General features: G+C 71.0%; 9 protein-coding genes. 5 read left to right on the forward strand and 4 right to left on the reverse strand.

All coding sequences use genetic code 11. The features are described from left to right. Positions 1–10 precede the first annotated feature (10 nt). Entirely contained in the window at positions 11–1015 is a 1005-nt protein-coding gene (locus tag N799_RS02400; RefSeq protein WP_036207363.1) for a class I fructose-bisphosphate aldolase, read from the forward strand. Between the two features lie 200 nt (positions 1016–1215). Here the strand turns inward: N799_RS02400 and cysK are convergent, their stop codons facing one another. Further along, positions 1216–2172, reverse strand: a complete 957-nt coding sequence (gene cysK / locus N799_RS02405; RefSeq protein ID WP_036207366.1) for a cysteine synthase A — start codon at positions 2170–2172, stop codon at positions 1216–1218. Positions 2173–2403: 231 nt separating this feature from the next. On the opposite strand from cysK, the gene N799_RS02410 reads away from it, so the two are divergent. The 4 genes from N799_RS02410 (at position 2404) to N799_RS02425 (ending at position 9097) form a co-directional block, all read left to right on the forward strand. After that, the gene (locus N799_RS02410) at positions 2404–3540 is read left to right on the forward strand and encodes an efflux RND transporter periplasmic adaptor subunit (RefSeq protein WP_081974657.1); all 1137 of its coding nucleotides are present in this window, start codon (positions 2404–2406) and stop codon (positions 3538–3540) included. A gap of 2 nt (positions 3541–3542) precedes the next feature. After that, complete coding sequence (locus N799_RS02415; protein WP_036207369.1) at positions 3543–6668, forward strand: efflux RND transporter permease subunit; 3126 nt, start codon at positions 3543–3545, stop codon at positions 6666–6668. Positions 6669–6747: 79 nt separating this feature from the next. Beyond that, entirely contained in the window at positions 6748–8256 is a 1509-nt protein-coding gene (locus tag N799_RS02420) for an alanine/glycine:cation symporter family protein (RefSeq protein ID WP_052101069.1), read from the forward strand. After that, complete coding sequence (locus N799_RS02425; RefSeq protein ID WP_081974669.1) at positions 8246–9097, forward strand: TrmH family RNA methyltransferase; 852 nt, start codon at positions 8246–8248, stop codon at positions 9095–9097. The genes N799_RS02420 and N799_RS02425 overlap by 11 nt, the downstream gene beginning before the upstream one ends. A gap of 153 nt (positions 9098–9250) precedes the next feature. On the opposite strand, the gene N799_RS02430 is transcribed toward N799_RS02425, so the two are convergent. From N799_RS02430 to N799_RS02440, 3 genes are all read right to left on the reverse strand, one after another. Then, complete coding sequence (locus N799_RS02430; RefSeq protein ID WP_036207373.1) at positions 9251–10183, reverse strand: sensor histidine kinase; 933 nt, start codon at positions 10181–10183, stop codon at positions 9251–9253. 89 nt (positions 10184–10272) lie between these two features. Then, the gene (locus tag N799_RS02435) at positions 10273–11442 is read right to left on the reverse strand and encodes a methyl-accepting chemotaxis protein (protein ID WP_036207376.1); all 1170 of its coding nucleotides are present in this window, start codon (positions 11440–11442) and stop codon (positions 10273–10275) included. An 88-nt stretch (positions 11443–11530) separates the two neighbouring features. Next, complete coding sequence (locus N799_RS02440; RefSeq protein WP_275040599.1) at positions 11531–12598, reverse strand: protein-glutamate methylesterase/protein-glutamine glutaminase; 1068 nt, start codon at positions 12596–12598, stop codon at positions 11531–11533. Positions 12599–12600: the final 2 nt, after the last annotated feature.

Genomic DNA, 12600 nt, shown 5'->3' on the forward strand with positions numbered 1-12600 from the left:
CGTCCACGAAATGAGCATCGAACAGCTTGCCGAAACCGCCCTGGCGATGGTCGCCCCGGGCAAGGGCATCATCGCGATCGACGAGTCCAACGCCACCATCAAGAAGCGTTTCGATGGCGTCGGCATCGAGTGCACGGAGGAGAACCGCCGCGCCTACCGGGAGATGCTGCTGACCACGCCGAAGCTGGGCGAGCACATTTCCGGCGCGATCCTGTTCGACGAGACCCTGCGCCAGTCGACCAGGGACGGCGTGCCGTTCACCAGGGTCATGACCGACAACGGCATCATCCCGGGCATCAAGGTCGACAAGGGCACCCACGCCCTGGCCGGCTTCCCGGGCGAGGTGGTGACCGAGGGCCTGGACGGCCTGCGCGCACGCCTGGAGGAGTACTACAGGCTCGGCGCCCGCTTCGCCAAGTGGCGCGCGGTGATCAACATCGGCGAGACGATCCCGTCCGGCGCCTGCATCGACGCCAATGCCCACGCGCTGGCCCGTTACGCCGCGCTGTGCCAGGAGCAGGGCCTGGTGCCGATGGTCGAGCCGGAAGTGATCATGGACGGCGGCCACGACATCGACGAGTGCTTCCAGGTCACCGAGGTGACGCTGCGTTCGCTGTTCGCGTCGCTGTACGAGCAGAACGTGATGCTGGAAGGCACCATCCTGAAGGCCTCGATGGTCCTGCCGGGCACCACCAGCGGCGAGAAGGCCAGCGTCGAGGAAGTCGCCGCGGCGACCCTGCAGTGCCTGAAGTCGACCGTGCCGGCGACCCTGCCGGGCATCGTGTTCCTGTCGGGCGGCCAGTCCGACGAGGACGCGACCGCGCACCTGGACGCGATGAACCGCATGGGCCCGAACCCGTGGCCGCTGAGCTTCTCCTACGGCCGCGCGATGCAGTCGGCGGCGCTGAAGCTGTGGTCGCAGGACCTGGTCGGCAACGTCGGCAAGGCGCAGGAGACCGTGTTCGCCCGCGCGCGGGACAACGGCCTGGCGGCGCTGGGGCAGTGGAAGGCGTAAGCCTCCGGTTCCGTCCGGAACAGAAAACGCCGGCTTCGCGCCGGCGTTTTTTTTTGGCAGAGCGCCCCGCGATGGTTCCCCTGTAGGAGCGACGTGAGTCGCGACCCGCCGAACGCCCGGGACCCTGTACAGGTCGCGACCCACGTCGCTCCTACGGACGCGAGGACGTTCCGCGGGGCGTGCTCACTACCCACTCGGCGCTACGACAACCCGGCCAGCCATGCGTCGTCGGAGCCTTCTTCCACGCCTTCCAGCAGGAAGGTGCTGAGGTAGCGCTCGCCGGTGTCGGGCAGCATCGCCAGGATCACCGCACCGTCGTCGGCGTCCTTCGCCACCTGCAGCGCGGCCGCGACCGTGGCGCCGGCGGAGATGCCGGTGAAGATGCCTTCCTCGGTCGCCAGCCGGCGGGCGGTGTCGCGGGCCAGCACGTCGTCGACCGGCAGCACCGCGTCGGCGGCGTCGCGGTTGAGCACCTCGGGGACGAAGTCCGGGGTCCAGCCCTGGATCCTGTGCGGCTGCCACTCCTTGCCGGCCAGCAGCGAGGCGCCGGCGGGTTCGCAGGCGGTGATGCGGACCCCGGGCCGGGCCAGCTTGAGCATCTCGCCGACCCCGGTCAGGGTGCCGCCGGTGCCCCAGCCGCTGACGAAGTGGTCGAGCCGGCGGCCGGCGAAGTCCTGCAGGATCTCGGCGCCGGTGGTGTTGCGGTGGTACGCCGGATTGGCCGGGTTCTGGAACTGCCGGGCGAGGAACCAGCCGTGCCTGGCCGCCAGTTCCTCGGCCTTGCGGACCATGCCGGTGCCGCGCTCGGCGGCTGCGGTCAGGATGACCTTGGCGCCGTAGGCGCGCATCAGTTTGCGGCGCTCGATCGAGAAGGTCTCGGTCATCACCGCGACGAACCTGTAGCCGCGCGCGGCGCAGACCATCGCCAGCGCCACGCCGGTGTTGCCGCTGGTCGCCTCGACCACGGTGTCGCCGGGCTTGAGCAGGCCACGCGCCTCGGCGTCGAGGATGATCGCCAGCGCCAGCCGGTCCTTGACCGAGCCGCCCGGGTTGAACGATTCGACCTTGGCGTACAGGGTGACGTGGGCCGGCGCGAGCCGGTGCAGGCGCACCACCGGGGTGCGGCCGATGGTGTCGACGATGCTGTCGTGGATCATGGGGAGGATCCGGTGCGGGGGGGCGTTCCAGCCTGCCACAGGTGCCGGGACGTGGCGTGTCGGCCGGCGCAATGCCGGCGTTCCACCGCTGCAACCGTCCGTGGTCGCGACGGCACGGTCGCGCAGACTTTGCCGGATCGGGTTTGCCGGGTTGGCTGTCAACCTCCGGCCCACGCCACCGTTAACCCCCGGCGACTAGACTCCCCGGTTCCCCGACGTGACTCCTCCCGCATGCAAGTGATGACCCGATTCGGCGCGGCCTGCGCCCTCGCACTGGCCCTGGCCGGCTGCAGCGACCCGGCACCCGGGCGCGGTGGTGGCGGCGCCGAGATCGTGACCACCGAGGTGGTCCGGATGCAGCCGTGGAACGACACCCTGCGCGCGCTGGGCACGGTGCAGGCGCGCGAGTCGGTGACGGTCACGGCCAAGGTCAGCGAGACGGTCGAACAGGTCCACTTCGACAGTGGCGACGTGGTCACCGCCGGGGCGCCGCTGGTCACCCTCAGCGGTCGCCAGCAGCGGGCCGCCCTGGCCGAGGCCGAGGCCGCCGCCAACGAGGCCTCGCGGCTGTACGAGCGCCAGGCCAACCTCGCCGAGCAGCAGCTCATCGCGCGGGCGATGCTGGACAGCCAGCGTGCCACCCGCGACGCCGCCAACGCCCGGGTCGCGCAGATCCGCGCCCAGCTCGGCGACCGGGTGGTCCGCGCGCCGTTCGCCGGCGTGCTCGGCCTGCGCCAGGTCAGCCCGGGCTCGCTGGTCACGCCCGGCACCGCGATTGCGACCCTCGACGACCTCGCCCGCGTATACGTCGACTTCCCCGTGCCCGAGACCGCCATCGCCCAGCTCGCCGCGGGCCGGCCGCTGACCGCCACCAGCGCCGCCTACCCGGGCCGCGAGTTCACCGGCACCGTAGCCACGGTCGATTCGCGGATCGATCCGGCCACCCGCTCGGTGACCGTGCGCGGCGACTTCCCGAACGCCGAAGGCCTGTTGCGGCCGGGCATGCTGCTGCAGGTCACCCTGATCCGGCCCGAGCGCGAGGCGCTGCTGGTGCCGGAGATCGCCGTGGTGCAGGTCGGCAACAGCTCGTTCGTGTACCGGGTGAAGGACGACGACACCGTCGAGCGCGTCAACATCGAGGTCGGTGCACGCCGTGGCGGGCTGGCCGAGGTGCTGTCGGGGCTGCAGAGCGGCGACCGGATCGTGGTCGACGGCACCGCCAAACTGCGGCCGGGCGCGAAGATCGAGGTTCGTCCGACGGGCGCCGGTGCCGGTGCCGGTGCCGGTGCGGAAAACGGTGATCCGGAGGCCGCCGAGACCGAAGCCGAAGCCAGGCCGGCCCGCGGCGCCACCCCCCCGGCGGACTGAACATGAGTATTTCCGAGCTGTCGATCCGGCGCCCGGTGTTCGCCACCGTGGTCAGCCTGCTGCTGATGGTGCTGGGCGTGATGGCGTTCTCGCGGCTGACCCTGCGCGAATTGCCGGCGATCGACCCGCCGATCGTGTCGGTCGACGTCAACTATCCCGGCGCCTCCGCCGCGGTGGTCGAGACCCGCGTGACCCAGGTGCTGGAAAGCGCGCTGTCGGGCATCGAGGGCATCGAGACGATCCAGTCGCGCAGCGTCAACGGCCGCGCGGCGGTGACGCTCGAGTTCACCCTCGAGCGCGACATCGAGGCCGCAGCCAACGACGTGCGCGACGCCATCAGCGGCGTCGCCGACCGCCTGCCCGACGAGGCCGACGCGCCCGAAGTCGAGAAGGCCGACAGCGATTCGGACACCGTGGTCTGGCTCAACATGAGCTCGACCACGATGGACACCCTGCAGCTGTCCGACTACGCCGAGCGCTACATCGTCGACCGCCTGTCCAGCCTCGACGGCGTGGCACAGGTGCGGCTTGGCGGCCGCCAGCGCTACGCGATGCGGATCTGGCTCGACAGCGCGGCGATGGCCGCGCGCGGGATCACCCCGGCCGACGTCGAGGCGGCGCTGCGCACCGAGAACGTCGAGCTGCCGGCCGGCCGGATCGAGTCGGCCGACCGCGACTTCACCCTGCGCGTGGCGCGCCAGTACCAGGAGCCGGCGCAGTTCGCGCAGATCCCGGTGAAGGAGGGCGCCGACGGCTACGTCGTGCGGGTGGGCGACATCGCCCGGGTCGAGCTGGCCTCGGCCGAGCGCCGCGCGTACTACAAGAGCAACGGCGAGACCAACGTCGGCCTCGGCATCGTCAAGACCTCCACCGCCAACGCGCTGGACGTGGTGAAGGCCGCGCGCGCGCAGGCCGAGGAGATCCAGAAGACCCTGCCGGAGGGCACCGACATCTTCGTCGCCTACGACGACACGGTGTTCATCGACGCCTCGATCAAGCGCGTGTACTGGACGCTGGGCGAGGCGATGGCGCTGGTGCTGCTGGTGATCTGGGCGTTCCTGGGCAGCTTCCGTGCGGCGCTGATCCCGGCGGTGACGGTGCCGGTGTGCCTGGTGGCCGCGTTCATCCCGCTGTACCTGTTCGGCTACTCGATCAACCTGCTGACGTTGCTGGCGCTGGTGCTGGCGATCGGGCTGGTGGTCGACGACGCGATCGTGGTGCTGGAGAACATCCAGCGCCGCGCCGACCTCGGCGAGCCGAAACTCGTCGCCGCCTCGCGCGGGACGAAGCAGGTCGCGTTCGCGGTGATCGCGACCACCACCGTGCTGGTCGCGGTGTTCCTGCCGGTCGGCTTCATGGAGGGCAATACCGGCCGGCTGTTCCGCGAGCTGTCGGTGGCGCTGGCGGGCGCGGTGGCTCTGTCGGCGTTCGTCGCGCTGACGCTGACGCCGATGATGTCGTCCAAGCTGGTGCGGCCGCACAACGAGGAGAAGTCCAACCGCCTCAACCTGTGGATCAACCGGCGCCTCAACGACCTGTCCAGCGGCTACCAGGGCTGGCTGCGGCGCAACGTCGGCAAGCGCTGGCTGCTGGCGCTGGTGATGCTGGGCGCCGTCGCGCTGAGCTATGGGCTGATCAGGTTCGTGCCGTCGGAGCTGGCGCCGGCCGAGGACCGCGGCAACTTCTTCGTCTCGGTGACCGGGCCGGAGGGCGCGGGCTTCGACTACACCGTCGGCCAGATGCAGCAGGTCGAGAAGATCTTCGCCCAAAACACCGGCGGGGACAGTGCGATCCGCCGCTACAACACCCGCGTGCCGGGCGGCTGGGGCGCGAGCGAGGAGATGCACACCGGCAACGTGATCGTGTTCCTGCAGGACTGGGACGAGCGCGAACGCAGCACCGCCGAGGTCGCCGAGGAGCTGCGCCGCGAGCTGTCGGTGCTGCCCGGCGTGCGCGCGCAGCCGCGCGTCGGTGGCGGCCTGGTCGGCGGTCGCGGCCAGCCGATCCAGATCGTGCTCGGCGGCCCGGAGTACAGCGAGATCGCCGGCTGGCGCGACACCATGATGCAGCGCATGGAGGAGAACCCCGGGTTCTTCTCGGTCGACTCCGACTACAAGGAAACCCGCCCGCAGATGCGCGTGCAGATCGACCGCCAGCGCGCCGCCGACCTCGGCGTCAGCGTCGCGAGCATCGGCCAGGCGCTGGAGACGATGATGGGCAGCCGCCGCGTCACCACCTTCGTGCAGGACGGCGAGGAGTACGACGTGATCGTGCAGGCCGACCGCGCCGACCGCGCCGACCCGGCCGACCTCGCCGCGATCCAGGTGCGCGCGCGCAGCGGCGAGCTGGTGCCGCTGTCCAACCTCGTGACCCTCAGCGAGCTGGCCGAGGCCGGCAGTCTCAACCGCTTCAACCGCCTGCGCGCGATCACGATCACCGCCGGCCTGACGCCGGGCTACAGCATGGGCGAGGCGCTGGAGTTCCTCGAGGCGACCGCCCGCGAGGAGCTGCCGGAGTACGCCCAGATCGACTGGAAGGGCGAGTCGCGCGAGTTCCAGAAGGCCGGCGGCGCGGTGCTGCTGACCTTCACCCTGGCGCTGCTGGTGGTGTTCCTGGTGCTGGCGGCGCAGTTCGAGAGCTTCATCCATCCGTTCGTGATCATGCTGACGGTGCCGCTGGCGGTGTTCGGCGCGCTGGTCGGGCTCGCCGCCACCGGTGGCACGCTCAACCTGTTCAGCCAGATCGGCATCGTCATGCTGGTCGGGCTGGCGGCCAAGAACGGCATCCTGATCGTCGAGTTCGCCAACCAGCTGCGCGACGAGGGCCGTGACATCGCCCAGGCCATCGTCGAGTCGGCCGGGGTGCGGTTGCGGCCGATCCTGATGACCTCGGTCGCGACCGCGTTCGGCGCGCTGCCGCTGGTGCTCGCCGGCGGCCCGGGCTCGGCCAGCCGCGCGACCATCGGCGTTGTGGTGATCTCCGGCGTGGCGTTCTCGACCCTGCTGTCGCTGTTCGTGGTGCCGGCGTTCTACGTGCTGCTGGCGCGGTTCACCCGCTCCCCGCACGCGGTCGGCAACGAGCTGGACCGGCTGGAGGCCGACACCCCCGAGGCGGGCGGCCACGCCTGAGGCGGCGGCGGCCGGGCTGCGTCCGGCCGCCGAATCCGGTTAAGGTGCGGAGCTTGTCCGCCCGAAGGATCCCCGCCCCGTGGAAGACCTGATCAACGCCCTCAACGGCATCATCTGGAGCAAGGCGCTGATCGCGCTGTGCCTCGGCCTCGGCTTGTACTTCTCCATCCGCACCCGCTTCATGCAGATCCGCGGCGTGCCGGAAATGCTGCGGCTGATGTTCAACAACAAGTCCTCCAACGCCGGTGTGTCCTCGTTCCAGGCACTGGCGCTGTCGCTGTCGGGGCGGGTGGGCACCGGCAACATCGCCGGCGTCGCCACCGCGATCGCCTTCGGCGGCCCCGGCGCGGTGTTCTGGATGTGGGTGATGGCCTTCCTCGGCGCGTCGACGTCGTACGTCGAGTCCACCCTTGCCCAGATCTACAAGGAGAAGGACGACGAGGGACGCTACCGCGGCGGCCCGGCGTACTACATCGAGAAGGCGATGGGCCAGAAGTGGTACGCGTGGATCTTCGCGGTGGTCACGATCATCGCCTGCGGCTTCCTGCTGCCGGTGGTGCAGGTCAATACGTTGGCCTCGAGTATGCAGACCGCGTTCGGCCTGCCACCGTTGCTGATCGCGCTGGGCGTGGCGATGGGGCTGGCGCTGATCATCTTCGGCGGCGTCACCCGCATTGCCAGCTTCACCCAGTTCGTGGTGCCGTTCATGGCGCTGGCCTACATCCTGGTGGCGCTGACCATCCTGGCACTCAACATCGAGCGGGTGCCGGCGATGTTCCAGCTGATCATCGAGAGCGCGTTCGGCCTGCACGCCGGCTTCGGCGCGATGCTCGGGCTTGCGGTGGAGTGGGGCGTCAAGCGCGGCATCTACTCGAACGAGGCCGGCCAGGGTACGGGCCCGCATGCCGCCGCCGCGGCCGAGGTCCAGCACCCGGCGCAGCAGGGCTACGTGCAGGCGTTCGCGGTATACGTCGACACCCTGCTGGTGTGCACCGCGACCGCCTTCATGATCCTGATCACCGACATGTATAACGTCATCGCGCCGGCCGGCGGCTTCCTCAGGGAGGCGCTGCCGGGCATGGACGCGGGTGCCGGGTTCACCCAGGCTGCGGTCGACTCGGTGCCCGACATGAGCGGCTGGGGCGAGGGCTTCGTCGCGCTGGCGCTGTTGTTCTTCGTGTTCACCACGGTGCTGGCCTACTACTACATGGCCGAGACCAACATCGCCTACATCAACCGCAAGGTGCACCGGCCGTGGCTGGTGCTGCTGCTGCGGCTGGTGATCATCGCCGCGGTGATGATCGGCGTGTTCCGCACCACCGGCGGTGCGTGGGCGCTGGGCGACATCGGGGTCGGCCTGATGGCATGGCTCAACCTGGTCGCGATCGTGATCCTGCAGAAGCCGGCGCTGCTGGCGTTGCGCGACTACGAGCGGCAGAAGAAGGCGAAGGTCGCCGACTACGACTTCGACCCGCGCGCGCTGGGCATCCGCAATGCCGGTTACTGGGAGCGACGCGAGGTCGGGCTGGAACCGGACCTGCCGTTGCCGGACGGCGTGGATGCGCCGCGGGGTGGCGATGGCCGCTGATCCGTACGGGCGGTTCCGCGGCGCCGGCCGGACGCCGCCGGACGACCGCGGCGGGCAGGACGTTCGAAGCGGGCGTCGCGACGAACCCTCCCGCGCCGCCGGCGAAGCGACGTCGCGCGAGCTGCGCCTGTACGGGCTGAACGCGGTGCGCGCGATGTTCGCCCGGCGGCCCGGCGCGCTGCGCAAGCTGTACCTGGCGGAGACGCGGATCCCGGCCCTGCAGCCGCTACTGAAGTGGTGCGTGGCGAACCGCGTCGGCTACCGCGTGGTGGAAGAGGACGACCTGCGCAAGCTGGCCGCCAGTTCGCACCACGAGGGCGTGGTCGCCGATGTGCTGCGCGAGGCCCCGCAACCGCTGGACAGCTGGCTGGCGGCGCTGCCTGCCGGCCCGCAATGCGCGGTCTGGCTCGACGGCGTCGGCAACCCGCACAACCTCGGCGCGATCCTGCGCTCGGCCGCGCACTTCGGCGTCGGTGCGATCCTGCTGCCGCAGGCGTCGACGCTGGCGCTGTCGGGCGCCGCCGCGCGCGTTGCCGAGGGCGGCGCCGAGGCGGTGCCGATGGTGCGGCTGGACGGTGTCGACGAATCGCTGGCAGCGCTGCGCGGGGCCGGTTTCGCCACCGCCGCGACGGTGGTGGACGGCGGTGACGACCTGTTCGCCGCCGCGCTGCCACGAAGGCTGGTCTACGTGCTCGGCGCCGAGGGCGAGGGCATGGACCGCGGCCTCGCGTCGCGGTGCGACCTGCGGCTGTCGATCCCCGGCACCGGTGCGGTTGAAAGCCTCAACGTGGCCGCCGCGACCGCGGTTCTGCTGGCCGCGTGGCGCAGCCGGACGGGGTAGAAGTCCCGGCGCCGGACCGTAGTTGTTGCCGCAGAGGTACCGATCGGTAGGAGCGACGTGAGTCGCGACCCACTGACCGGACGAAGTCCGACGTTCAACGCCATGCGCAATCGCGCGAAACAGTTATCGCGTTGACCGCCGCCAGTCGGGCGGTCAGTGGTACAGGTGCGTGGTGGAGTGCTCGCGGCTCGCGTGCGGGGCCATCGGCAGCCTGGCGCAGACACAGGTGCCGCCAGCCTCGCCACGCCGCACTTCCAGCGTGCCACCCAGCTGCTCGGCGCGCTCGCGCATGGTCACCAGCCCGAGACCCGGGCTGCGGCGCGGGTCGAAACCGACGCCATCGTCCTCGACGCGCAGTTCGATCACGCCTACCAGGTCGCCGCCGGTCGCGACATCCGCGCCCCGGTGCATGCCTCCACCGCCACCGGCCGCCATTGCCGCATCGTCGTGGTGCGCGATGTCGACGTCACCACTGCTCGACACCGTGCCCTCCTCGACCGCGGCATCGAGCACCAGCTCCACCCGCGTCGCGCCGGCATGGCGCAGCACGTTGGTCAGTGCTTCCTGGGCGATGCGGAAGCAGGCCAGCTCGACCGCCGGTGCCGGCCGTTGCGGTAGCGGTTGCAGCGACATCGCCAGCTCCGGTGTGCCGCTGCGGAACATCGTGCCGGCCTGCCAGCGCAGCGCCGCTTCCAGCCCCAGTGCGTCGAGTTGCGGCGGGCGCAGCAGCAGCGAGAGGTTGCGCAGCTTGACCACGGTCTGGTCGGCAATGGCCGAGATCTCGGCGATGGTCGCGCCGCGCCGCGCGTCGTCTTCGTCGTCCAGCGCCAGCGCGCACAGCTTGATCGCGGTGATGGCCTGGCCGATGTCGTCGTGCAGTTCGCGCGACAGCGCGCTGCGCTCGTCTTCCTGCAGGGTGATGATGCGCCGCGTCAGGGCCTGCAACTCGACCCGCTGCCGGCCCACCGTGTCGGTGTTGTTGCGGACGGTGCGGCGGCACAGCACTTCGTAGCAGACCGCGGCGCCGGCCAGTGCGGCGACCGCCGCGACCAGGGCCATCAGCAACAGGGACGAGGTGAGCGGCATGCCCGCAGTGTGCCTGCGGTAAAACCCGGAAAGCAAAATCCCCGCCACGGGGGCGGGGATCGGGTGTTGCGGGCGGCCCGGGCCGGCGGTCAGAACAGCTCGACGCTGCCGGCGTCCATCGACTGCTGCATCACCGGCTTGTGCGGCGGGCGCTCCCAGTCGCTGCGCATCTGGCCGATGCGCTGCACCAGCTTCTTCAGCGCGGCCTGGACCTCGCCGTCGTGGTGGTCGCGGTGCAGCAGGTCGTGCAGTGCGGTCGCTTCGTTGTTGATAGCGCTCAGGCGTTCCAGGTGCAGGTTGGCCGCGCCGAGTGCCTGGGTGGCGATGTCCTCGAACTGCAGCGAGCGCACCGCCTCGGCCACCGAGCCGTCGATCGCGCGGCCGCAATCGGCGATCTCGCGCATGCCGTTGCCGAGGCCACGGTTGATGCCGTCGACCCGCTCCAGCATCGCGGCGGCTTCGGCACGGGCGCCACGGGAGCGGTCGAGGTCTCGCGAGGCCATCGTGGTGACGGTGTCGCGCACCTTGGCGATCGCGTCCTTGGAGCTGTGGGCGAGCTTGCGGATCTGCTCGTTGAACGCGGTCGAGCGCTCCGACAGGTTGCGCACCTCGTCGGCGACCACCGCGAAGCCGCGGCCGGCCTCGCCGGCGCGCGCGGCCTCGATCGCGGCGTTGAGCGCCAGCAGGTTGGTCTGGTCGGCGATCGACTTGACGTCTTCGAGCAGCGCGAAGATGCCGTCGAGGTGCTCGGCCATCGCGTCGATGTGGGTCACGGTGGTGCCGCTCTGACCGGCGACGGCCTCCAGCGCCTCCACCAGCTGCTCCATCTTCTGGCTGGCCTGCAGCGCGAACTGCTGGATATCGACGCCGGCGCCGTTGTCGCTGCCGGTGCGGTCGATGATGCGGGCGACCACCTCGCCCTGCTCGCGCGACTTGCGGTTGACCGCGTCGAAGCTGTTGCCGAGCTTGGCGACGGCTTCGCGGATCAGCTCGCGGGTGCGCTCGATCTCGGTGCGCGAACCCTGCACCTCGGAACCGACGAAGCTGCGCAGTTCCTCCAGCAGGCGGCTCTGCTCGCGGACCGCCGCGCCGGCCTGGCCGGGGCGCAGGGTGAACCAGGCGAACCCGAGCCACGCGGCGGTCATCGCCACCAGCGCGCCGAGGCGCACGGCGACGGGCCAGCCGAGGAGTTCGGCACACAGCAGGACGGCGGTAAGCACCAGCGGTGCGGCCAGGCGGATCATTGCGCGGGAGTCCATCAGAGCTCTCTCGGGGGCGGTCACTCCCGGTATCGGCGCGTGCGCGGGTTGCTTTAGCAACGGGCCGCGCGATTCGCGACCTGCGTCGCTACCGGTTGGCGGTGGCCTCACGCGGCGGCGGGGTGAGCAGTGCGGTGGCCACCTCGTCCAGCGGCACCATGCGCTGCGCCGCACCCAGCGCGACCGCGGCGCCGGGCATGCCCCAGATCACGCTGCTGGCCTGGTCCTGCGCGAAGGTCGCCGCGCCGGCGTTGCGCAGCGCGAGCAGGCCGCGCGCACCGTCGTCGCCCATGCCGGTCAGCAGTGCGGCGGCGGCGTTGCCACCGGCGTGGCGGGCAATCGATTCGAACAGCACGTCGACGCTGGGGCGGTGACCGCGCACCGGCTCGTCGTCGGCCAGCTCGCAGTACCAGCGCGCACCGCCGCGGCGCACGCGCAGGTGGCGACCGCCGGGGGCGACGTAGGCGTGGCCGGCGAGCAGTTGTTCGCCGTCGCGCGCCTCGACCACGGTCAGTCGGCTGTGGCGGTCCAGCCGTTGCGCGAACGGACCGCTGAACGGGGCGGGGATGTGCTGCGCGATCACCGTTGCCGGCGCGTCGGCCGGCATCGACGCGAGCACGGAACGGATCGCCTCGGTGCCACCGGTGGAGGCGCCGATCGCCAGCAGGCGGTCGGTGGTGCGATAGCCGATCGGCCCCGCGACGGGTGCCGCGATGCCCTCCGGCTGCAGCCGGCAGACCCGTGCGCCGGCCGCCTGCCGGACCTTCTCGCACAGCAGTCGCGCGTGTCCGGCCAGCCCACGGGCGACGTCGATGCGCGGCTTGGCGACGAAGTCGACCGCGCCCAGCGCCAGCGCGTCCAGCGTGACCTGCGCGCCGCGTTCGGTCAGCGAGGACACCATCACCACCGGCATCGGTCGCAGCCTCATGAGGTTGCGCAGGAAGGTCAGCCCGTCCATCCGCGGCATCTCGACGTCGAGCGTCAGCACATCGGGCGCGAGCTGCTTGATCTTCTCCCGCGCGATGAACGGGTCCGCGGCGGTGCCCACCACCTCGATCCGCGGGTCGGCCGACAGCAGTTCGGCCATCAGCTTGCGCACCAGCGCGGAATCGTCGATGACCAGCACCCGCACCGGGCGCCGTGGCGTGGGCGCCACCG

This window comes from Lysobacter arseniciresistens ZS79 (genome assembly GCF_000768335.1).
GTDB lineage: Bacteria > Pseudomonadota > Gammaproteobacteria > Xanthomonadales > Xanthomonadaceae > Novilysobacter > Novilysobacter arseniciresistens.